The 21,061-nt window shown below is 58.4% G+C and carries 21 protein-coding genes; 8 read left to right on the top strand and 13 right to left on the bottom strand.

Annotation, left to right across the window (positions count from 1 at the left end; genetic code table 11):
- Window positions 1–3: 3 nt before the first annotated feature.
- The 3 genes from H7C18_RS30780 to H7C18_RS30770 are packed head-to-tail and all read right to left on the bottom strand — an operon-like array spanning window position 4 to window position 2,950.
- Window positions 4–240: a hypothetical protein gene (locus H7C18_RS30780; protein ID WP_337913948.1), complete on the bottom strand. Its 237-nt coding sequence runs from the start codon at window positions 238–240 to the stop codon at window positions 4–6.
- On the bottom strand, window positions 237–1,436 hold the full coding sequence (locus H7C18_RS30775; protein ID WP_185132961.1) for a Ger(x)C family spore germination protein: 1,200 nt from the start codon (window positions 1,434–1,436) through the stop codon (window positions 237–239). Before H7C18_RS30775 ends, H7C18_RS30780 begins: the two co-directional genes overlap by 4 nt.
- A complete protein-coding gene (locus H7C18_RS30770; protein WP_185132960.1) occupies window positions 1,433–2,950 on the bottom strand; it encodes a spore germination protein in 1,518 nt (505 codons plus the stop codon). Before H7C18_RS30770 ends, H7C18_RS30775 begins: the two co-directional genes overlap by 4 nt.
- Before the next feature lie 198 nt (window positions 2,951–3,148).
- Between H7C18_RS30770 and H7C18_RS30765 the strand changes: the two genes are divergently transcribed.
- The 3 genes from H7C18_RS30765 (at window position 3,149) to H7C18_RS30755 (ending at window position 5,928) form a co-directional block, all read left to right on the top strand.
- On the top strand, window positions 3,149–3,940 hold the full coding sequence (locus H7C18_RS30765) for a helix-turn-helix domain-containing protein (RefSeq protein WP_185132959.1): 792 nt from the start codon (window positions 3,149–3,151) through the stop codon (window positions 3,938–3,940).
- Window positions 3,941–4,084: 144 nt separating this feature from the next.
- The gene (locus tag H7C18_RS30760) at window positions 4,085–5,116 is read left to right on the top strand and encodes an ATP-binding cassette domain-containing protein (RefSeq protein WP_185132958.1); all 1,032 of its coding nucleotides are present in this window, start codon (window positions 4,085–4,087) and stop codon (window positions 5,114–5,116) included.
- The gene (locus tag H7C18_RS30755; protein WP_185132957.1) at window positions 5,113–5,928 is read left to right on the top strand and encodes an ABC transporter permease; all 816 of its coding nucleotides are present in this window, start codon (window positions 5,113–5,115) and stop codon (window positions 5,926–5,928) included. Before H7C18_RS30760 ends, H7C18_RS30755 begins: the two co-directional genes overlap by 4 nt.
- 43 nt (window positions 5,929–5,971) lie before the next feature.
- On the opposite strand, the gene H7C18_RS30750 is transcribed toward H7C18_RS30755, so the two are convergent.
- The 4 genes from H7C18_RS30750 to H7C18_RS30735 form a co-directional block, all read right to left on the bottom strand.
- Entirely contained in the window at window positions 5,972–7,054 is a 1,083-nt protein-coding gene (locus tag H7C18_RS30750) for a Ger(x)C family spore germination protein (RefSeq protein WP_185132956.1), read from the bottom strand.
- Window positions 7,051–8,136, bottom strand: coding sequence for a GerAB/ArcD/ProY family transporter (locus tag H7C18_RS30745; RefSeq protein ID WP_185132955.1), 1,086 nt, complete (start codon window positions 8,134–8,136; stop codon window positions 7,051–7,053). The genes H7C18_RS30750 and H7C18_RS30745 overlap by 4 nt, the downstream gene beginning before the upstream one ends.
- Window positions 8,129–9,460, bottom strand: coding sequence for a spore germination protein (locus H7C18_RS30740; RefSeq protein ID WP_185132954.1), 1,332 nt, complete (start codon window positions 9,458–9,460; stop codon window positions 8,129–8,131). The genes H7C18_RS30745 and H7C18_RS30740 overlap by 8 nt, the downstream gene beginning before the upstream one ends.
- Before the next feature lie 141 nt (window positions 9,461–9,601).
- A complete protein-coding gene (locus H7C18_RS30735; RefSeq protein WP_185132953.1) occupies window positions 9,602–10,072 on the bottom strand; it encodes a carboxymuconolactone decarboxylase family protein in 471 nt (156 codons plus the stop codon).
- 171 nt (window positions 10,073–10,243) lie between these two features.
- Between H7C18_RS30735 and H7C18_RS30730 the strand changes: the two genes are divergently transcribed.
- Window positions 10,244–11,110, top strand: a complete 867-nt coding sequence (locus tag H7C18_RS30730; protein ID WP_185132952.1) for a sigma-70 family RNA polymerase sigma factor — start codon at window positions 10,244–10,246, stop codon at window positions 11,108–11,110.
- Window positions 11,111–11,204: 94 nt separating this feature from the next.
- Window positions 11,205–12,092, top strand: coding sequence for a fructose bisphosphate aldolase (locus H7C18_RS30725; RefSeq protein ID WP_185132951.1), 888 nt, complete (start codon window positions 11,205–11,207; stop codon window positions 12,090–12,092).
- A 1,019-nt stretch (window positions 12,093–13,111) separates the two neighbouring features.
- Here H7C18_RS30725 and H7C18_RS30720 read toward each other — a convergent pair.
- From H7C18_RS30720 to H7C18_RS30700, 5 genes are all read right to left on the bottom strand, one after another.
- Entirely contained in the window at window positions 13,112–13,768 is a 657-nt protein-coding gene (locus H7C18_RS30720) for a transcriptional regulator (protein WP_185132950.1), read from the bottom strand.
- A 533-nt stretch (window positions 13,769–14,301) separates the two neighbouring features.
- Window positions 14,302–15,021, bottom strand: a complete 720-nt coding sequence (locus H7C18_RS30715; RefSeq protein WP_185132949.1) for an ABC transporter ATP-binding protein — start codon at window positions 15,019–15,021, stop codon at window positions 14,302–14,304.
- Window positions 15,014–16,339 carry a hypothetical protein gene (locus tag H7C18_RS30710; protein WP_185132948.1) on the bottom strand — a complete coding sequence of 442 codons (1,326 nt, stop codon included), beginning with the start codon at window positions 16,337–16,339 and terminating at the stop codon, window positions 15,014–15,016. Before H7C18_RS30710 ends, H7C18_RS30715 begins: the two co-directional genes overlap by 8 nt.
- 16 nt (window positions 16,340–16,355) lie before the next feature.
- Window positions 16,356–17,129 carry a hypothetical protein gene (locus H7C18_RS30705; protein ID WP_185132947.1) on the bottom strand — a complete coding sequence of 258 codons (774 nt, stop codon included), beginning with the start codon at window positions 17,127–17,129 and terminating at the stop codon, window positions 16,356–16,358.
- 88 nt (window positions 17,130–17,217) lie between these two features.
- A complete protein-coding gene (locus tag H7C18_RS30700; RefSeq protein ID WP_185132996.1) occupies window positions 17,218–17,589 on the bottom strand; it encodes a GntR family transcriptional regulator in 372 nt (123 codons plus the stop codon).
- 207 nt (window positions 17,590–17,796) lie between these two features.
- Between H7C18_RS30700 and H7C18_RS30695 the strand changes: the two genes are divergently transcribed.
- Together H7C18_RS30695 and H7C18_RS30690 are read left to right on the top strand one after the other, a co-directional pair.
- Entirely contained in the window at window positions 17,797–18,204 is a 408-nt protein-coding gene (locus H7C18_RS30695; protein WP_185132946.1) for a VOC family protein, read from the top strand.
- 136 nt (window positions 18,205–18,340) lie between these two features.
- A complete protein-coding gene (locus H7C18_RS30690; protein ID WP_185132945.1) occupies window positions 18,341–18,898 on the top strand; it encodes an RDD family protein in 558 nt (185 codons plus the stop codon).
- Here the strand turns inward: H7C18_RS30690 and H7C18_RS30685 are convergent.
- Window positions 18,855–19,343, bottom strand: a complete 489-nt coding sequence (locus H7C18_RS30685) for a MarR family winged helix-turn-helix transcriptional regulator (RefSeq protein ID WP_185132944.1) — start codon at window positions 19,341–19,343, stop codon at window positions 18,855–18,857. The genes H7C18_RS30690 and H7C18_RS30685 overlap by 44 nt on opposite strands.
- Before the next feature lie 147 nt (window positions 19,344–19,490).
- Here H7C18_RS30685 and H7C18_RS30680 point away from each other — a divergent pair, with 147 nt between their 5' ends.
- A complete protein-coding gene (locus tag H7C18_RS30680) occupies window positions 19,491–21,011 on the top strand; it encodes an MDR family MFS transporter (RefSeq protein ID WP_185132943.1) in 1,521 nt (506 codons plus the stop codon).
- The last annotated feature ends 50 nt before the right edge of the window (window positions 21,012–21,061 follow it).

Here is a 21,061-nt window from a genome sequence, read left to right as displayed (position 1 = left end):
AAGCTACTCGAACAGATTCTTCATCCAATTGCCGATCGGCCGATAAACGGCCGCAATCCAATCCAGCGGATTCGGAATCGGCGCTTTCAAGGCCGCGGCTATGCTTAACGGCGTTCCGAGAAGCAGCAAGAGGGTGAAGATCCACAAATCTTTCTTGTGCCCGGCGAGCGAAGGCAATTCGATGGCGGCGCAGATGCCCGCGGCGGCAAGAAGTCCGGCAATCGCCCACATTCCGGTCATTCCCTTCCTTTTTCCTTGAACGAATTGCCGAGCGTGCCGGTTCGCTTGATTTTCACGTTAACTTTTACGTCTACGACGGCAGTCTCGAAATGCTTATCCCAATCCGATCTTAGCGATTTCCATGCGCCGGGATCGCGACGGTGAACGGCTTCGCCGAAGCCGAGGAAGTCCGTTTTATACTTGCGCTGCGCTGCTTCTATCGTGCCTCGAACAATTTCCTCCAGCGTTTGTTCGGATCTCCGCTCCAAATCTTGAACGGTTTTCGTTTGAGTCAGATCCATTCGGCATTGGACTTCCCCCACGTTCTGCTCGACGTTCAGTTCGACGGCCAGGCGAGGACGCCCTCCCTTGACGGAACCCCTTATGCTGGCCTTCGAACGGGTCACTTCGACCGCGACATGCCCGCCGCCCGGACAAGGAACATGGCCGACCGTATCCCTTACGTTATTTACCGCGTAGTTATAGCCCTTGCTCTCCCGTTCGTCTAACCAACCGATCAATCGATCCTTGCGAAACACCGCCAGACCGGAATTTTGCAATTGAGCGGCGGGACGAACGGACTCGACGTTTTCTTTGGTTTCTCCCGCCTGGCCGTCTCCGATGACGCTGATGCCGCTGAGTACCGGGTTATTGCCTTCATTCTCGTAATCGCCTATGAATTCGTCCAACGTAACCGCCCTGACGGGCGCCCACGCTTTTTCGGCCGTTTGAATGGATTCGAATATTTTGTTGGCCGGAATTTTTTCCAAGGGGGTTAAGACGCCTAGCGCGCGAGCCGCGGTCGTCCCTTTGGCTACCAGAAGGTAAAAGTCCGTCCGGGGCTCGTAATCTCTGGACAGCAGGTCCAACGCGTCGCCGATGCCTTCCCGCGCCAATGGTTCCCCGAACACGACGGCGCGGAGATGGGCCGCGTAAATTTTCCTGGGGCTGACCGTCGTCATTTTGCGAATGGCTTCGAATATCGTGACTCCCTTGGCTTGATATATCGTAACGGGAACTTGACCGCTGGTGCCTCTCTTATCCGTGACTTCTCCGGGCTGCACGACCTGAACCGTGACCTCGTAAAGGTTGTCCGATTTGTCGATTCCCATCGCGACGGAAATAGCCAACTCGTTCAGCTCCCGCCGGTCCCAGCAGCCCGTAAGCGGCAAGAGAAGAGCAAGCGCCGCCAGCAGCGAAAGCCGTTTGCGGGTCATGGTCGGCCTCTGTTCCTTGTCCGTCTTTGACGGACCGGATCTCGCTTGCCGAACATCGTGGGCCGGGTCTTCATATTCCTGCGGTTCGCGCGCAGGATGACATCCTTTTGGTCTTTCAGGCTAAACGGTCCAACCGGAGCCATGTAGGGCACGCCGAAAGAGCGAAGGCTGCTCAAATGCAGGATCAGCGCGATCAGCCCGATGAAGATGCCGTACAGGCCGAAAGCCGCGGCGAGGCCCATGAAGATAAACCGGGTAATTCTCACGGCGATCGACATGTCGAATTCCGGGATCACATAGCTGGAAATGGCCGTAATCGATACGACGATGATCATGCTCGCGGAGATGATCCCCGCATCCACGGCGGCCTGCCCGATGACGAGCGTTCCTACGATCGAGACGGCCTGGCCGACGGCCCTTGGCATTCGAACCCCGGCTTCCCGCAAAATTTCGTAGGTCGCTTCCATGATCAACGCTTCGACAAAAGCGGGAAACGGCACCCCTTCGCGCTGAGCCGACAAGCTGATCAGCAGCTGGGTGGGCAGCATTTCCTGATGATACGTCGTAATCGCGACATATAGCGCGGGAACGAGCGTCGCGATGAAGAGGGCGAAGTACCGGAGCACCCGGATCAGCGTGCTGATATCGGCGCGGTGATAGTAGTCTTCGGCGGCTTGAAAATATTGCACGAACAGGGCGGGCGCGAGAAGCACATGCGGGGTTCCGTCGATCAAGATGGCGATCCGGCCTTCCAGCAGAGAAGCGGCGACGACGTCCGGCCTTTCCGTATTCTGAAGCGTAGGGAAAATGGTGTACGTTTCGTCTTGAATGAACTCTTCGATATAACCGCTTTCCAGAATGGCGTCGGTATCGATCGACCCGAGCCGCCGATTGACCTCATCCAGCGCTTTTTCTTCGACGATTCCGACAATGTACATGACGGAAACGTTCGTTTTCGTCACTTGGCCGATTTTTCGGCTTTTGAGCACGAGCCGCGGATCTTTGATGATCCGCCGAATCAAGGCGGTATTGACCCGGATATTTTCGGTGAACGCTTCCTTCGGCCCCCGGATGACCGTCTGGCTGGTCGGCTCGGTGACCGCTCTCTGTTCCCAACCGGCCAAGGAGATATGGAAGCCTTCGGCATACCCGTCCGGGATCACGACGACGCTTCCGCCCATCAGCGACTCCGAAGCGGTCGCGAGACTGTCCACTTTATGGATCTGGCCGACCGTCAGAACGGAATTTTTCAATCGGTCAAGCAGCGAAGCCTCATCGGACTCGTTGCCGCCGCCCTGCGGTTCGGCATGATGCATCAGCGGTTCCATGACGAACTGATGGATCGATTTTTCTTCGGTCAGCCCGTCGAAATAAAGAATGGCGATCTTCCTCGGAATGCCCTTATCCCCGATTCGAAACTCGCGAACGACAAGGTCGTCGCTTCCGTTCAGATGAGATCGGAGGTTGTCTATATTGGCTTGCAGGCTGGATTGAAAACAAAGATGGGTATCCATGTCGGTTCGACCTTTCCCGTCATCCGGATGATGTAGAACATTATTGCCTTGCCGGGATTCATTTAGACGAAGATTCGGTCGCGCGGGGGCCGGGCGTCGCAATTGACTTGGAACGGCCGCGAGTTTAGTATAAACTCATCGCGCAGACTGCGTTTCCAATCGGTTAAGATTCGGAATCCGACATAAACGGAGGCTGGAATGGGGAAGAAGCTGCCGGAAATCGACGAAGCGATCGCCTATATTCACCGGCATATGGACGAGCCGATTCAGCTTGCGAGCTGGTCCCGCCATGTCGGATACAGTCCCTACCATTTCATCCGTCTTTTCAAGACCCAGACGGGACTCTCGCCGCATTATTACCTCTCTTCCATTCGATTGCAAAGAGCCAAAGATTTGTTGATCCGCACGTCGCTGCCCGTGCGCGATATCGCGATGCAGGTCGGGCAGCAAAGTCTCGGCTCCTTCACCACTCGTTTCGCGGAGAAAATCGGCGTGACGCCGGCGATTTTTCGCGAACAGCAAAATCATGTCGGGTCGCATTTGGAGTCGTTGATGGATTTGTCCGAGCGAGGCGTCGCCGAGAGAATGGGGACGGGCGGCGCCGAAGTCGGCGGGACCGTGCGGTCCGAAATTCCGTTCCAAGGCGCGGTGTTCATCGGCTTGTTCGAGAAGCCGATTCCGGAGAACGTTCCTCTGCACGGAACCATCCTGCTGTCTCTCGGCGGATTTCAATTTTCGAACGTGAAGCCGGGGACTTACTACTTGATGGCGACCTCGGTCTCATGGGGGATGAGCTCGCATGATATCCTGCTTCCGCATGCCACGCTCCGGACGCGGAACCACGAGCCGATTATCGTCGAGTCCGACGAAGATTCGCACCGCAAGCAGGTAACGCTTCATCCGCCTCATCCCGACGATCCGCCGATACTGGTCTCCTTGCCGCTCTTGATGAGCCGTTTTTTGGCCAGAACGTCGTCCTTTTTGCTCTAGAATCCGCCCGCAGACCGAACGGCAATCCGTTCCGCGGGCGGTTTTTTCTTTCTCCGGAAATTTTTACAATGCAATTGCCGTTCAAATTCAGTTCATAATCGGGGGATATGATCCCTGTAACAACCGATATGAGGAGGAATTGCCATGGATTCTCCAATCAGGAACGACGTTCCGGGCCAAGGAGGCTGGGCCGTCGAGGCGCGCGGGCTTAGGAAAGCGTTCGGCGACAATCAGGCGGTGGACGGAGTCGACTTGAACGTCCGCGCCGGCACGATCTACGGGGTGCTCGGTCCGAACGGAGCCGGCAAGACGACGACTATTCGGATGCTGGCCACTTTGCTGAGACCGGATGCGGGCTCGGCGCGCATCTTCGGGTACGACGTGATGAAGGAATCGCAGATCGTGCGCCAATTGATCGGAGTCACCGGCCAGTACGCGTCGGTGGACGAATCGCTGAGCGCGACCGAGAATCTGGTGATCTTTTCCCGGCTGCTGGGCTTGGGACGCGGGGAGGCGAGGCGCAAGGCCGCGGAGCTGCTGGAGGAATTCGGACTTACGGAAGCGGCGAAGCGTCCGCTCAAGAATTTCTCCGGCGGCATGCGGAGAAGGCTCGATCTGGCGGCCAGCCTGATTGCCCAGCCGCCGCTGATCTTCCTGGACGAGCCGACAACCGGACTGGATCCGCGAACTCGCTCGCAGATGTGGGACACGATCCGCCGCTTGGTCAAGACGGGCTCTACCGTGCTGCTTACGACGCAGTACCTGGATGAGGCGGATCAGCTGGCCGACCGGATCGCGGTCATCGATCGCGGACGGGTCGTCGCGGAAGGGACGGTGGATGAGCTCAAGGCATCGATCGGCAATTCGTCGCTGCAGCTTCGGATTCAGGATTCGCGGGACATTCAGAGCGCCCGCCGGATCGTGGAGCAGGTGCTGAACGTTCGCTCCAGCGTCTCGGCGGAAGCCGGCAAAATCACGGCGCCGATGGCGGACGCCGACCGGGTAACCGATTTGCTCGTCTCTCTTCGGAACGAAGGCGTTCGCCTGGCCGAGATCAGCGTGCAGAAGCCGACCCTTGACGAAGTGTTCCTGACGATCACCGGACACGGCGTCGAACGGAATCAAGCGTCCGATTCCGATGACGAATCGAAGAGACTGGAGGAGGTTGCGAGATGAGAACGACGGCCCTGGAACGGAATGCCGCCAGACCGCTGAAAAATCATACGAGCTTCGGCCAATCGGTCCGCCATTCGCTGACGATGGCCTATCGGGGACTGCTGAAAATCCGGCGAACGCCCGAGCAGCTGTTCGACGTTACGCTGCAGCCGATTCTTTTTACGCTCATGTTCACGTACATCTTCGGCGGAGCCATCTCCGGCGACGTGCACAGCTACTTGCCGGTGATCATTCCCGGCATCCTCGTGCAGACGGTCATTACCACCTCCATCGTCACCGGGGTGCAATTGCGGGAAGACATGGACAAGGGCGTATTCGACCGGTTCAAATCGCTGCCGATCGCGCGTATGGCGCCTCTGGCCGGTGCCCTGCTGGCGGACACGATCCGGTATGCGATTGCGACGGTGCTGACGTTCGCCATGGGGTACATCATGGGCTATAACCCGGACGGGGGCCTGGGGCATGTCGCCATTGCCGCGCTTCTCGTCATCGTCTGCTCTTGGGCGATCAGCTGGATCTTCGCCTTCTTCGGCGTCATCGCCCGTACCGCCTCAAGCGTGCAGGGCATCTCCATGATCGTGCTGTTCCCGCTTACCTTCCTGTCCAACGCCTTCGTGCCGGTCGACACGATGCCGAATTGGCTGCAATGGTTCGTGAAGGCCAACCCGATCTCGCATCTCGTGACCGCCGTAAGGGATTTGACCAATTCGGGAACGGTAGGCAGCGACCTGGCGATTTCTCTCATCGGAGCAGCGATCATCGTGGCGATATTCGCGCCGCTTACGGTACGCGCCTATATGCGAAGGACCTGATCCGTCCGGGCGCCGGCCTCCGCCCGCGAGCGCCGGCGCTTCTTTAGGGTTTCATCTTAAGCAGGCCTTCGTCCTCGATGACCGTATGGAACGTAAGGTTCAGCTTCATCCGAGGATAATAATCCGTCCTCCAGTTTGCCAGGCGATCGCGGGGAATCCGGTTTCGGAAAAATTGCCCCACTCCCAAAATATCGGCCCCTTCCGCTTGAAGCCTGGCGAACATCCGTTCGAAGTTTTGAGTCAACAATTGCTCCAGTTCTTGTTTGACCATGGCCGTAGTCGGAGAACCTTTCGTTTCCAGAACGGTCACCTTGAGGTTGATACGGCTGTTCAAAACCGCCCTGCCTCCTTTGACAGAACTGTGGTGAGACAGACGGTCGGTATCGATCACGACTGCCGCATGATTCATGACCTCGATTTTCCCCTGCGCGCTCAATCCGTTAAAGGCGTTGAACAGCAGCGTTTCCTCCGGGGTAATTCGGCCGACCATCTTGCCGTTCTTGATGACGGCCGAGCCGGTACTTGTCATGGTCGTCGATTCGCCGGACTTGATGATGGGGACGGCCACGTCTTTCGTAAACGAGTGAAGGCTTTGGAAGATCTGCCAGATTCGCGTTTGCGCCAATTGAGGCGACCAGCCGGCGTTTTTCTCGAAAAAGTTATAGATCTCCAGGCCGCCTGTCGTCGAAGTCGATTTCAACGTTTGGAACAAACTCCCGATGCTTTCGTCGCTGATCGCCGCGATGGTCTTGGAGGCGATGTCGCGGGAACGCATAAAGCTCGAGACGCTGTCTCCCAGGCCTCGTTCCGCAAACGTCCGGTCGAACACGATGACTTTCAGATGCATGAGATCGACCTCGAGCTCCAGATCTTTGCTGATCCGATCGATAATTTCGTTGATCGTCGACCCTTTATCCGAGACGATTCTCACGCTACTACTGCTCTGAGTGTTTTGCGGAATGAGAAGATGGATACGGTAAATGCCCTCCTTGTTCTCCAAGCCCATCGCAATCGGCAGCGCCCGGTGATTGATGTCCCGGATATCCCAGCATCCGCACAAGACGATCAGCATTCCCGCCATCGTCATCGATTTCAGGGCGATGCGAACCGGCAACTTCGCATTCATATGCCAGCCGCTCCTTTGCGGCGGCGACGAATTCCGAGAACGAGGGTAGTCAAGGGAATGACCGCCACGACATACAGCCGGAGATAGGTATTCCACCAGAACAATCGTTCAACCATTTTCCAATTCGGAATTTGCAGGCAAATGACGAATACGACGGCGGCCAGAAGCAAACTCGCGAGGTCGGGCCGGACAAACGGCAGCACTCGCCGAATCATAAGCGTCGTCTTCCACATGACCAACGAAATAAAGAGCAGCGCAAAACAAATGACGGTGATCATGAAGAACATCGTGACCCGATCGAACATAAGCCAGCTGATATCCGCCGTATCGACCGCCATGATGAAGGGAAATTGGAACTGGACGGCCGTGTTGCGCCCGAATGTCAGAAGCGGAACGTAAACGGAGACGAAGAAAAAGGGAAGAAGCACAGGGGTGGTCCAAAGGACGGCCCGGCGCTTATAAGGAACATAGGGAGGAATAAAGCCCAGGAACAGGAACCCGCCCGCGAACGCAAAAAAACTGAGCAAATACGGCCGTTCCAGAACGAAAGAGAACGAAGCCGACCGCTTGTCCATAATCGGATAGAGGTAATGCCAGTCCGCATTCTGGAAAGAGACGCTGAGGACAAACAAGAGCAAAGGAAAAAACAGGATGGCGGCCAGAAGCCCCGTACGGAACATCGCTTCGACGCCCATAAACGAAATCAGCCCGGCAACGGCCAAAAAAAGGGCCATCACCGCCCATAGCGGCGTGCTGTCCAGGAAGATAATCGTCACGATCTCCGCATAAGCGCGAACCGTAAGAATGAGCATCATCAGGAAGTATAGCGAGACGGGAAGCAGCAGGATCCAAGCCAGCGCTTTGCCCGCGCCGGCAAAGATATCGATGATGCTTTGCGACTTGAAATAGCTTAATCCCTTCGTATAGATGGCGATCACGGCGACGTGACAGGCGAATCCAAGCAGAATGGCGCACCAGTGGCCAACGGAAAGACTCTCGATAATATCGGTCGGATACATGAAAAATATAAGCCCGATATGCGACAGGAGATATACGGCGATCACTTGCATGCTCTTATCCATTCGGGCTCCTCTTATTCTTCCAGCGTGATGCATACGGCACTCCGAAAGATTTTACACTGGCCAGGTAAGCGCTGACGATCAGAATCCCCACGAACAGCCCCAAAACGCCGAAGATCGCCGACAGGAGGAGCAGCAGGTACTTGGGGACGCGAATGGTGATCGCATTGTGAAAGCCGACTGCGGTAAAGCTGGCGATCGTCGTGGCGGCCAGAATGATGATGAGAACGTTGCTGACGAGCCTGGCTTGAACGACCGCCTGCCCGAGGATGATGCCGCCGACCATCGTGATCGTAGGGCCGATCGATTTGGGCAGTCGGATGCTGGCCTCGAGCGTCAATTCGAGGACGAACAGCAGCAATAACGTTTCGACAAGCGACGGATAAGGAACGCCTTCGCGGCTCCCGGCAATCGACATGGCCAACTCGATGCGGAGAACGTCGGGATTCACGGATACGAGCGCGACATACAAACCGGGCATCAGCATATTGGCCAACACGCCGATGATTCGCAGCAGCCGTACGGCGTTCGCAAGCAGGAGCGGATAATTCCGATCGTTTACCGACGAGAAGACGTCCGTGATCATGCTCGGAAGAATGATGGCGAAAGGATAGCGGTCGAGCAGCAGAACGACTTTGCCCTGCCCGAGCGCCGCGGAAGCGTTGTGGGGCAGTTCGGTCGTATTGAAACGGGTCACCAACGACCACTTGGGAAACTCGAACACATCTTCGGATAATGCGATCAAGTCCGGAATTTCTTTGTCCAGATGAGCTTCGATTTTCCGGCAAACGGCCTTCAAAAGCGAGGAGTCCGTATGTTTCTCCATATAGATCAGGGTCAGCTTTCTGTTCTGATCTTTGCCCATTCGATACGAACGCGTTCGCAAAAGGTCCGAAAGCATGTGCTTCTTGAGCATACCCAGGTTGGTGTCGAGATCCTCGTTGAAAGAGCTGGCCGACCCGCGCAGCACGCTCTCGGTCGTCGGGGCTTCGATGGAGCGGGACAGCGTGCGGGAGACCGGAACGATCCGGAGGTACCCTTCGAAACATTCGGCTTCGGGCACAACGAGCAGACAGCCGTCGGAAATCGCCGTGAATACGGCTTGTTCGTCCGCCCGGTCGATCCTCTCGCCCAGTCCGCTTGCCAGGGCGGACAGCGGGCGCTCCGAGTCGGCGGCATGGCGCGCTTGCTGCTGAAGCAGCATCATCGTTTGGGGCAGATCGATCAGCGAGAAGTACCCTGCGAGCATAACCGGCTGGCCGGCGATCCACATGCGGTGAAGAAAGAGATCGGGATCCTGTTTTTGCTTGGCCTGCAAAAATTCCAATACGTCTATCGCGAGTCACCTCCCGCAGGTTGATCAAATTCGGTTCCAGTATTTACCGAGCGGTCCCGCATTATGCAAGCAGGCCGCGCTCCTTCGTAGGAACGCGGCCTGCTTGATAGAATGTTGGATTCGCGGCGGCATTCAGCCGGCCGGAACGTTTGCCTTTTGCCTGGTTGCGACATTCAACCGGTTATAGAGATTGCCGACGGCGATACCCGCGATAAGCGTGGCGAGCGCTTGCTCGCCGTAGTGGCGGGCCGCTTCGCGGTAGACGTCGTCCGGCACCGGATCGGGACGGTCGCTCAGCCGGGTCATCGCCTCGCAGAGCGCCAAGGCCGCCCGCTCCGCCTCGGTGAAGTCCGGCGATTCTCGCCAGGCCGGCACGGTTCGAACCCGTTCGGCCGTGTCGCCGGCCGACAAGGCGTTGCGCGAATGAAGGTCGACGCAGACGCCGTCGCCGTTGATCTGGCTGGCCCGGAGATAGGCCAGGAAGAGCGTCCGCTTCGGCAAGCCGCACTGGTCGGCAGAAGCGAATAACGATACGCCCAAATCTTGCAATGCATGAGCCAGATTGGGTACGATCGTGACCGGGCTGTTCATTCTGGATTCCATGGATAACGCTCCTTCGTCGGTGGTTTGGAGCCGGTGTTACGGCCCTGCAATACGATGACGATTCGAAGAGCCGGAAGCGTGACAGGCTCGGAAGCTTGATCTTCTGTCACAGAAGCGGCGGTCCCGAGCGTCAATTCAATAGAAGCGTTCGAATAGGAGAAGGATGAGCCGATGAATGAACAGGAACGGTTGGCCGAGCGGTTCGAGGCGCATCGCCCGCACCTTCAGGCGGTAGCGTACCGGATGCTCGGATCGTTTGGCGAGGCGGAGGACGCGGTGCAGGATGCCTGGTTCCGGCTGTGCCGCGCGGATGCGGGCGGCATCGGGAACCTGGGCGGCTGGCTGACGACCGTTGTCTCGCGGATATGCCTCGACCTGCTCCGGTCGCGAAAAGCAAGGCGCGAAGAGCCGCTTGACGCGCTGCCGCCCGAGGCGTTCGAAGGCGGAGGCGAGGATCGCGGCGATCCCGAGCGGGAGGCGCTGCTGGCGGATTCCGTCGGCCTCGCGCTGCTGGTCGTGCTCGGCAGCCTGAACCCGGCGGAGCGGGTCACGTTCGTGCTGCACGATATATTCTCCTTGACGTTCGCGGAGATTGCTCCGATCGTCGGAAAGTCCGAAGCCGCGGTCCGGCAGCTGGCGAGCCGGGCGCGCCGCCGTGTGCGGGGAACGGAGCGGCCCCGCGCCGATCAGGCAAGCGATCGCCACGCGATCGAAGCGTTTCTGGCCGCCGCGCGTGCGGGCGATCTCGATGCGCTGGTCGCGGCGCTCGATCCGGACGTCGTACTGCGGGACGACCGCGGCGCCGGCAAGCCCGGAATCGTCCGGGGCGCCGAGACGCTGGCCGCGCAAGTGGCCGGACGCATTCAGGCGGCACAGACCGCCCTCGTCAACGGGGCGGTCGGGGTCGTCGCGGCTCCCCGCGGCCGGCTGCTCTACGTTCTGCAATATACGATCCGGAACGGGAGGATCGCGGAGGTCGATTTGATCTCCGATCCCGAACGCATCCGCCGCTTGGACTTGAAGGTGCTTGCCGAATAAAGGCCGAGCCGCTCGCGGATTGTTGGAATTCGCAGAACCGCCCCTAATTGTTGTACAATAAAGAATATTCGAGCAATGGGGAGGAGCTGTGTTCATGAACAAGGAGCAGTTGGAACGAATTCGCACGGGCAAAGGATTTATCGCCGCGTTGGACCAGAGCGGAGGAAGCACGCCCAAGGCGCTGCAGCAGTACGGCGTCGAGCCGAGCCGCTATTCGGGCGAAGAAGAGATGTACGCGCTCGTGCACGAGATGAGGACGCGCATCATCAAGAGCCCGGCGTTCGACGCGGAGTTTATTCTCGGCGCGATCCTGTTCGAGAACACGATGGATCGGAAGATCGACGGACAGTTCACCGCCGATTATTTGTGGGAGAAGAAAGGCGTCGTTCCTTTTCTGAAGGTGGACAAAGGACTGGCCGAACCGGCGGACGGCGTACAGCTGCTGAAGCCGATGCCCGATTTGGACACCCTCCTGGCGCGGGCGGTCGTTCGGCATATTTTCGGTACGAAGATGCGCTCCGTCATCAAAGAAGCGAATCCGACCGGCATCCGGAACGTCGTGGAGCAGCAGTTCGAGATCGGCAAACAAATCCTGGCGGCGGGCCTTGTCCCGATTATCGAGCCGGAGGTCGACATCCATAGCTCGGACAAGAAGGAATCCGAGCGGATCCTGAAGGAGGAAATCCTGAAGCAGCTGTCCGCTCTGGACGAAGGCGCGACCGTCATGCTGAAGCTGTCGATTCCGACGGAAGACGACTTCTATCGCGACCTGATCGAGCATCCGCGAGTGGCGCGCGTGGTCGCGCTGTCGGGCGGCTACGACCGGCAGGAAGCCAATGAACGGCTGACCCGCAACCACGGCTTGATCGCCAGCTTCTCCCGCGCTTTGGCCGAGGGGCTGTCGGATCAGCAGACGGACGAGCAGTTCAACGGGACGCTGTCCCAATCCGTCCGCTCGATCTACGAGGCTTCGATCACCTGATCCGCACGCCATGCAGCTCCGCATCGCCAAGCAAAGAAACACGCCGATTGCCGGCGTGTTTCTTTGCGTTCTCGGCGCGTTCCTGCGCTGGCTGGAATTCGGACTCCGAACGGTTCCTGCCTAAAGTACTTCCCCCGGGATCGGAGCCCCCTTGAACGGAGCATTCTCGAACGGGGCCTCTTTCGGGAGCCCTCTCGAACGGAATTCCCCCGAACGGGGCACCTTTACGGAGCCTTCTCGAACGGAATTCCCCCGAACGGATTCTCGAACAGATACTCGAACAGGTACTCGAACGGATACTCGAACAGGTACTCGAACGGATACTCGAACAGGTACTCGAACGGATTCTCGAATGAATTCTCGAACGGATTCTCGAGCGTAGCCCTCTCGACCGGAGCTTCTGGCTCGCTGTCCCAACTCCCCGAGCTAACGAAACGTACAAACCTTATTGTCCCGAAATCGGCGCCTCTGCAACGCTAACGAATCGTAGCGACGCTATTGGGCTCATTTGCGGGCTTGGGTCGACCAAATTCAGCGATAGCGTCGCTGAGTTTCGTTACATTTTCCAACCTGCCGATTTTAGACAAATAAGCGCTGTTGGTTTCGTTAGCCGTCCGTAACGACAGCTTTGTTTGTCGTCAGTCATGAATGCCTGCTTGCCATCGGCACGGACAGAAGCTGGAACCCGACAAGTTTGTGTAAGCTTCCTCAAACCCTAACGAAACGTACAAACCTTATCGTCCCGAAATCGGCACCTCTGCAACGCTAACGAATCGTAGCGACGCTATTGGGCTCATTTGCGGGCTGGGGTCGACCAAATTCAGCGAATAGCGTCGCTGAGTTTCGTTACATTTTCCGACCTGCCGATTTTAGACAAATAAGCGCTGTTGGTTTCGTTAGCCGCAGGTAGAGTAGTATTGCTGCTAAGCGCTACTGGTTTCATTAGCCGCAGGTAGAGTAGTATTGCTGCTAAGCGCTACTGGTTTCGTTAGTCGCAGGCAGAGTATTGCTGCGAAACGCTATTGGTTTCGTAAGCCGTACGTGCGGTAGCGCTGGTTGCCGCCAATGACGGACAGAAGCTGGAGTTCGACGAGGCTGTGCAAAATTTTTCTCGCATACGTCGGAGTCACGCGAAGATGGCTTGCCAGCTCAGCCGGCGTGAATGGCCGGAGCAGCCGTCTAGCGTATCTCATCGTCTCTGCTTCCAGCCAATTCAACCTTTCTTGGGGTGCCCCCGTCGAAACGAACTTCCCGATGAAGGAGAGGACCAATTGTTGGCAGCGCTTCGGTTCGTCCGTTATGGAGAGGTAGGCGACCGGAAGAAAGAGCCAATCGTCCAGCGCCAGCAGGCAATGCCGCCAGCATAAGTCTTTGAACCGTCTCACGTCCAGGTCTCTCGCGTGGGGGCCGAAGCCTTGAATCTCGATCCCCCCTTTGGCGTCGCCTCCAGGCATATACGCAAGATCCAGATAACGGTAGCCGTTGTGGAAATCCCGCACCTCCCATTCGGGATGCAAGTGGTTGAAGTTCCTTACGGCGGGGTACCAGACTATCCGCAGAAATTCGCGAGTGCCGTGGCCGAGCCCCTTCTCCAGCATTTCGCGTCTCCGAGGGTTGTCTTCCCCGACAATCTCCGAATGCAGCCATTCCTCATATGCCTCTTCGAATCTGGACATCTGATCTTGTCCTTTCTATGCAAGATGGGCAAGAAACCGAAAAAGCCGCCCCGGCACATCCACCCCCGGAAAAAGGGCGGAATGTTGCCGGAGCGGCGCGTGCTTCGCGACTGATGGACTCTTTTTTCAGTATAGCGGACCAGGGGCAAATATCAAGCGCCGCCTTCGGAAGAAGCCGCAGAAGAATGCGAGCGGCAGCTTGGGAAGGAACGGCTTTAAAGCGGAATGCTGCCGGAGTCAGCAATCTCGCGAACGCAGCGGCAAAACGGCAAGTCGAGGAATCGAGCGGCCCGGCATCATGAAACGTCGGCTTGATGAGCATGAAGCGGAACGACGTCATGAAACGTCGGCTTGATGAGCATGAAGCGGAACGACGTCATGAAACGTCGGCTTGATGAGCACGAAGCGGAATGACGTCATGAAGCGTCAGCTTGATGAGTACGAACGAAAGGCCGATGACGGCTGCGTTAAGGACGGCGAGAATAGAGGCGGCTTTTAGTGTAAATGAGGAAAAAACACTTCGCCGCCCGATGCTAGCCTTCCGGCCATTGATAAGGGTGCGAAGTGTTCGAGTCGCGTACTTCCGTCATGACGTCTGTCAGAGAGAGGCCGCGTTCCCTCATGTCGTCCACATAAAAGTCGGCCCGGACGAGCCCTTTGTGCAAAACGACCGCCCGGTCGATCACGTTCTCGATCTCGTCGATCAGGTGCGTGGACAGGAGCACCGTCTCGCTGCCGGTCAGTCCCTGGACCATTCGTTTCAATGAATCGCGCCGCGAGAAGATGTCCTTGCCGACGAACGGCTCATCCATCAGCAGGTAGTCGGCCCGTTTGGCCAGTCCGGCGGACAGCTCCAGCTTCATCTTCTGCCCTTTGGAGAACGTGCGGATCTTGCGGTCGGCCGGCAGCTCGTAATCTTTCAGCAGCTTGGCATAATAGTTCCGATCGAACCGGGGGAAGAAGTCGGCCAGAAACTGCCCGTACCGGTCCGGCGTCAAATCGGGCAGGAAGCTGCCCTCTTCCGTGACGAACGCGATGCGGTCGTACGCCTCCGTCGGCGGCTTCCCGTCGTACGAGATTTCGCCGCTCCACATTTCGCCGATGCCCATCATGCTTTTGAGCAGGGTCGTCTTGCCGCTGCCGTTCTCCCCGAGAATGCCGACGATCTCGCCGGTGGGAATCGTCAGGCTGTGGACGTACAGCAGGGCGCTGCTCGCGGGATACCGCTTGTCGACGTACTTCAGCTCAATCATTCGCGTTCCCTCCTTCGGCCGACAGGGGCTCGACCGTCAAGTTCGTCCAGCGCCTGAAGTTCATCTGATCATAGTTGTAAGAGCCGGCAGAAGAAGTGCGTCGATGGATCGCTTCGATGTTGTCGTCGTTCAGATCGCTCACGATCTCTCCCTTATAGAGCAGCTTCGATTGCTTGAAAACGTAGACGTACAGATGCTGCGGAAGCAAGTTGTCGTAAGAAAGCGCCGCTCCGTCTCCCGGCGGCTCGCGAAACGATTTCAGCACGTAAAGCTTGTCGTTCCGGTAGCTCAAGTACGTGAACTCGTCAAAGCCTTCCTTACCGTCGGCGGAAAAGTCGGCGTTCATTTGATGAACGATCCGGACGCCGTTCGAGAAGTCGAGACTGAGCAGAAGCGGCCGTTCGGATGTACGGCTGCGGAACACCAAGCTCAGAACGTCGGAATCGGGATCGCTAAAGGCTTCGTACGGTTCGCTGTAAGAATCCTCGGCAGCGGATCCGGCTTCCGCGCGGTTCGGCAGACGGAAATTCGGAACGAACGCTTCCCCGAGCAGCTCGCCGCTGCCGCTGTCATAGCCGCGAACGACGAGCCCGCCGCCCTCGACCGACAGCAGAGCCAGCTTATCGCCGACCGCCTCCAGGCCGAGCACCTCGATATTCGGCGGCTCGGGCGATTCGTTCGCTTCCAGGCTGATGTCCGCGATTTTGCGGGAGTCCGGCCATTCTCTACTCACCCACGCCGCGGTTCCCCACTCGGCGAACGAAAGCTCGTAAATGCCGCTCGTGCCCGTATAATCGGACGACACCGGCACCGTAAAAAACACCTTGTCGCCGACCTTCGCCAGGCCGTATTCCACAACATTGGCGTAGGTAGCGGTATTGTCGCCCGGATTGCGGTCGGAGATCGACGGCGAGACGCCCGCGACGCCGACGGGTTCAAAGTACGAGCCGCCGTCTTTTCGCTTATAGGAAGTAATATCGTAAGGGCCGATTCCCCCGACCTGATATTGCCAGTCGCCGATCCGTTTGTCCATGCCCGCCGCATAGCGATATGAATCCACCTGTTGCGGCTGCCGGAAAAGGTCCGTGCTCGCGGAGATTTGCCCTTGCGCCAAGCGGAACGACGTCCGGTGATAGCCGTCTTCGAGCCTGCCGACGATCGCCACGTCGTCCAGGGCGTCGCGGCTTCCGCTTAAATCTTTAAGGGCGAACGTTCCGTTATCTTTCATCGCGTACGTATTCATTCCCACGCCCGCCAGCAACGCGATCGCCCCCGCCAGGACGGGAAGAGCCGCGTGCCTTTTCAACTTCGTCCACATCGCGAATCCTCCTCTCTTAGGCGATCGATCCTTTTCTCATGATTCGAAGACTGTGCCAGACAAACCAGCCGCTGAACGCCAGAAGCGCCAAGCTGCTCGGGTACAGGCTTCTGGGCAAGGTTGTGTAGGCGACTTCGTCCAGGCGGAAGGAGACCGCTCTGTACAGAACGAACGCGGCGACCGCGATCAAGGCGAAGCCTCCGAATTTCCGGCTTCGCTCGCATAGGGCGCCGTAGTAGAAGCCGGTGGCGATCGCCAGAAGCATGCTGCAGGACGATAGGATCCGGCTGAAGTTCAGAGGCAGCAGCAGGCGGAAAAATTCCGAACGCGCAAAAGCCAGGAACAAGCCGTTGCGCATGGCAAGCGAGCCGGCGGGATACGCCTTCGCTTTGGCCGCCACGAGCTCGTATCCGAGCCGAATGCTGACGATCTGCGCGGCGATCAGAAGCAGCAGGCACGTCGCGAAAACGATCAGCTTGCTGAAGTAAAGCGATTCCCGCCGGACCGGCAGCGTCAGATACGTATAGACGCTTTTGCTTCCCCAATAGCCGGCATATACGGATTTCAGGAAATAGGCGCATAAAAGAGCCAGCAGCAGGAGGAATAGAAGAGGGCAGCCCGAGGCCGCGTACAAATCTTCGTAACGCGCATGATTCGCGAAGGAGCCCGCGTCTCCCGCCGCCGAATTCAGCAGAAGAAGCGGAACGAGAACGGCGCCGGCGCACAGCAGGGCGACGAAAGCCATCCACCTTCCGAATTCCGCGTTGAGAAGACGATACAAGCCGCTCAAACGAATCCCCCCAATTGTATGAATAGGATAGTACAAGGCAGTCGCAGCGAATCCGCATCATCTGTCTTTATCGCCGTCCGCCGGGCCGTCAGTCCCAGAACTCGCTGATCAGCTCGACGACCGATTTGAACGACAGCTGAATCTCTTTGGCGGATTCGACGAACGACTTGACGAGTTCACGCGTCAGTTCGGCTTCGATCCGGCCGAAGATCTCGTCGTCCACGTAGATGACGCTGCCCTGCGTGCTGCTCGTGCGCACGAACCCTTCGTCCTCCATGAGCTTGAACGCTTTCTGCACCGTATTCGGGTTAATGTTCAGCTGCGACGCGACTTCCCGCCGGGATGGCAGTCTGTCTCCGGACTCCGCCCGGCGGAGCAGGATTTGCCTTTTCACGTACAAGACCGCCTGCAAATAAACCGGGTCCCGGTTGTTCAGCTTCAGTTCATGGAAGCTCAGCATGCGCACAATCACCCGCCTTCCCGCATGATTGTATTATGCATATAGTACAATGAAGCTGTCAATGGTCCATTATACATGCGGCCCCTTGCGCTCCGCTCCATTATGGCGCGATGGCCCTAACCGTCTTGAGGTCAAATATGCTATACTTCTTCGTCGCCGAGAGCGATAATGGAAATAAAACCGTTCACGTCAAAGGAGGATTCGACGATGTCCGCAAGCAGCCATAAGCCTGCCGGCTACCAAAGCGTTACGCCTTATTTTACGGTTCGGGACGCCGAGGGGATGATCGCTTTTCTGCGGCAAGTGTTCGAGGCGGAGGAAATAAGCCGCCATGCGGATGAAGACGGCCAAATCGTACATGCCGAAGTCCGCGTCGGCGATACGATCGTGGAAGTGTCGGCCGGCAACGAGCGGTTTCCGCCGCGCGGCAATTCGCTTCACGTGTTCGTCGAAGATACGGATGCCTGCTGCCGGCGGGCGATCGAGGCGGGGGCTTCCTCGCTCTACGAGCCGGAGGACATGCCTTATGGGGAAAGAAGCGGCGGCGTAGAGGATCCGTACGGCAATCAATGGTTCATCGCGACTTTCCTCAAGGGAGAGGGTCAGGGATACTGACCTCCGAAGTCCGCTCGTTCGGCAGAGAGACTGCGATCCGTCGGGAATGCGTTCTCTTTTTCTTGCGATCGATCCAATCGTCAACAAAGAGTGTATAATCGAAGGCAGACCACCCGAGCGGAACGGAGGAGCGCGAGTGAGGACGAGCGGTGAGAACGCGACGATCGGCCGGCGGCTGGCCGCCTTCCTGTGGGATTACGCGCTGATATCCGGCTATCTGGTCTGCCTGGTCGGACTCTCTTATGCGGCGAAGCCGCTGCTGGTCCCGTTGTTCGCGGGCAGCCCGCTGAAGGCGGAGGCCGTCGGCTTCGCGTTTATTACGCTGCCGGTGTTTCTATATTTCGCGATCTGCGAAGCATCCAGAGCGCATGCGTCCTGGGGCAAGCGGAAGACGGGCATTCAGGTGGCCGGCTCGGACGGAGGGCCGATCGGCCTCGGGCGTTCCCTGGGAAGGTCGGCGCTCAAATTCGCTCCTTGGGAGCTGGCCCATTTTACCGTCTGGCACCTGACCCGCCCCTCCGCGGTTCCCGATGCCGTCGTGAACGGCTTGCTCATCGTTGTCTACATCCTCGTTTTTGCCTACTTGCTAAGTCCCCTTTGGAGCCGGAAAAGGCAGACGATCTACGACCGGATCGCCGGAACCGTCGTCGTCACGCATGGCGCCCCTTCGAATCGAAAATACAAACGTCCTTGAAATTGACGAGCCGCGAGAGAAGACCGAGCAATTGGTCGCGCGCTTCCTGCGGCAGCGGCTCGATCAGTGCGTCCTTCACGGTCTTCGCGGCGGCGCGCGCCTGCTTGACGAGCGGCGGCGCGTGCTCCGTCAGCCGTACGATCGTGGCGCGGCGGTCGTTCGGGTCCGGCACCCGTTCCAGCATGCGTTCCTTCTCCAGCGCGTCGACGAACTGGGTGACGGTAATCGCCTTGATGCCCATCGCCGCGGCCAGATCGCTCATTCGCATCGGGCCCGAATCGGAGACGGCGATCAGGAGATGCAGCCGCGGTCCGGTTAGAAAAGAAGGGATATCCATAGACGAAAGCCGCGTCTCGAATTCCCGCTTCAGATAGTGGGAAGTGCGCAAAAGCGCGTCCAGCACGTCGATCTCGCCGTCTCCGGCCGGAACATCGGAAATAGACATGTCAATTCCTCCTTGACGTGCGCTTATATACTACGTATACTTACAATCAGTAATATTTTAATAAGGTTGCTTAATTTAAACATCCTGCACAACCTTGATTGTACACCACGTCAGGATCGTTGGAAAGCGACAAAGGGAGGGACCCACGTGTCCAAAGGCTCAAGCAGGCTTCCGCTCGCGGTGGCCGGGCTGATGCTCGGCATCCTGATCTCCTCGATGGACAACACGATCGTCGCGACGTCGATGGGAACGATCGTATCGGATCTGGGCGGGCTCGACCGCTTCGTCTGGGCGACGTCCGCCTACATGGCGACGTCGATGGCCGGCACGCCGATTTTCGGCAAGCTGTCGGATATGTACGGGCGCAAACGGTTTTTCGTGTTCGGAGCGGCTGTGTTTCTCATCGGCTCGATTCTGTGCGGGCTCTCGGGCGACATGGTTCAGCTCTGCCTTTACCGCGCGCTGCAGGGCGTCGGGGGCGGGGCCATTACGCCGATCGCGCTGACGATTCTGTTCGATCTGTTTCCGGCGGAGAAGCGGGGGAAGGTGTCGGGCTTGACGGGGGCCGTATTCGGGGCGTCGAGCATTTTCGGCCCCATGCTCGGCGCCTTCGTCACGGATTCCCTCGGATGGCGCTGGATCTTCTACCTCAACGTGCCGCTCGGCGTCATGGCGTGCCTGTTGGCCGTCCTTTTCTATAAAGAATCGGTGGAGCGCGCCAGGCAAAAGATCGATTGGCTCGGCGCGGGAACATTGATCGGGGCGGTCGTCAGCCTCCTGTTCGCGCTGGAGCTGGGCGGCGGAACGTATGCATGGAACTCCGTCTTCATTCTCGGCCTATTCGTCCTGTTCGCCGTCCTGCTGGCCGCCTTCCTGCTCGCCGAGAAGAGAGCGGAAGCGCCGATCGTCTCGTTCCGGATGTTCCGCGATCGTCTGTTCGCGGCGAGCAACGCGGCGGCATTGTTTTACGGCGCCGGCTTCGTGATCGCCACGGTCTATATTCCGCTCTTCGTTCAAGGCGTCTTCGGCGGATCGGCGACCCGATCCGGCGTCATTCTGATGCCGATGCTGGTAAGCGGCGTCTTGTTCAGCCAGCTCGGAGGCCGGCTGACGGCGAGAATGAGCTACCGGAGCCTGATGCTCGGGTCCGCGCTTCTCTACTGCGGCGGCATTTGCGCGCTCGGCACGCTGGGGCCCGATACGCCCCGGCTGACGGTTACGGCCTATATGATCGTGACCGGCATGGGGGTCGGCTTATCGATGTCGGTCCTGGCGCAGTCGGCCATTCATTCCTTCGACATGCGCCGGCGGGGCGCCGCCACCTCTTCCGTCATGTTCCTGCGCTCGCTCGGCATGACGGTCGGCGTAACCGTCTTCGGCATCGTACAGCGCAACGAATTCGCGGGCAGGCTGGCGCAGACGTTCGGAGGCGCGAACTCCGTACCGGACGGTACCTCGCTCGATCCGCGAGCGGCGCTGACGCCGGACAAACGAGCGCTGCTCCCGCCGCAAACGCTGGACGGCATCGTTCAGGCGCTCTCCTCGTCGATCGCGCGCACGTTCCTCTGGGCGCTGATCCCGGCCGCGCTCGCGCTCGCCGCCGTTCTGCTCATGCCGGGCGATCGGGTTCGGGCCGCGCGGGAAAAGACGGTCGACTCCCGCGGATAAGCCATCTCCTTGGGATAGCGAAGCTTATCCGATCGGCGGTTCGGCAAGAG

Origin of the sequence: Cohnella zeiphila, from assembly GCF_014212055.1 — a bacterium.
Taxonomy (GTDB): domain Bacteria; phylum Bacillota; class Bacilli; order Paenibacillales; family Paenibacillaceae; genus Cohnella; species Cohnella zeiphila.
The sequence above is the reverse complement of the archived record's forward strand: the minus strand, read 5'-3'. Positions and strand labels throughout refer to the sequence as shown.

Excerpts from the sequence above, each read along its gene's own strand:
- H7C18_RS30780 (WP_337913948.1), bottom strand. The coding sequence starts at position 240 with ATGACCGGAATGTGGGCGATTGCCGGACTTCTTGCCGCCGCGGGCATC.
- H7C18_RS30775 (WP_185132961.1), bottom strand. The coding sequence starts at position 1,436 with ATGACCCGCAAACGGCTTTCGCTGCTGGCGGCGCTTGCTCTTCTCTTG.
- H7C18_RS30770 (WP_185132960.1), bottom strand. The coding sequence starts at position 2,950 with ATGGATACCCATCTTTGTTTTCAATCCAGCCTGCAAGCCAATATAGAC.
- H7C18_RS30765 (WP_185132959.1), top strand. The coding sequence starts at position 3,149 with ATGGGGAAGAAGCTGCCGGAAATCGACGAAGCGATCGCCTATATTCAC.
- H7C18_RS30760 (WP_185132958.1), top strand. The coding sequence starts at position 4,085 with ATGGATTCTCCAATCAGGAACGACGTTCCGGGCCAAGGAGGCTGGGCC.
- H7C18_RS30755 (WP_185132957.1), top strand. The coding sequence starts at position 5,113 with ATGAGAACGACGGCCCTGGAACGGAATGCCGCCAGACCGCTGAAAAAT.
- H7C18_RS30750 (WP_185132956.1), bottom strand. The coding sequence starts at position 7,054 with ATGAATGCGAAGTTGCCGGTTCGCATCGCCCTGAAATCGATGACGATG.
- H7C18_RS30745 (WP_185132955.1), bottom strand. The coding sequence starts at position 8,136 with ATGGATAAGAGCATGCAAGTGATCGCCGTATATCTCCTGTCGCATATC.
- H7C18_RS30735 (WP_185132953.1), bottom strand. The coding sequence starts at position 10,072 with ATGGAATCCAGAATGAACAGCCCGGTCACGATCGTACCCAATCTGGCT.
- H7C18_RS30730 (WP_185132952.1), top strand. The coding sequence starts at position 10,244 with ATGAATGAACAGGAACGGTTGGCCGAGCGGTTCGAGGCGCATCGCCCG.
- H7C18_RS30725 (WP_185132951.1), top strand. The coding sequence starts at position 11,205 with ATGAACAAGGAGCAGTTGGAACGAATTCGCACGGGCAAAGGATTTATC.
- H7C18_RS30720 (WP_185132950.1), bottom strand. The coding sequence starts at position 13,768 with ATGTCCAGATTCGAAGAGGCATATGAGGAATGGCTGCATTCGGAGATT.
- H7C18_RS30715 (WP_185132949.1), bottom strand. The coding sequence starts at position 15,021 with ATGATTGAGCTGAAGTACGTCGACAAGCGGTATCCCGCGAGCAGCGCC.
- H7C18_RS30710 (WP_185132948.1), bottom strand. The coding sequence starts at position 16,339 with ATGTGGACGAAGTTGAAAAGGCACGCGGCTCTTCCCGTCCTGGCGGGG.
- H7C18_RS30700 (WP_185132996.1), bottom strand. The coding sequence starts at position 17,589 with ATGCTGAGCTTCCATGAACTGAAGCTGAACAACCGGGACCCGGTTTAT.
- H7C18_RS30695 (WP_185132946.1), top strand. The coding sequence starts at position 17,797 with ATGTCCGCAAGCAGCCATAAGCCTGCCGGCTACCAAAGCGTTACGCCT.
- H7C18_RS30685 (WP_185132944.1), bottom strand. The coding sequence starts at position 19,343 with ATGTCTATTTCCGATGTTCCGGCCGGAGACGGCGAGATCGACGTGCTG.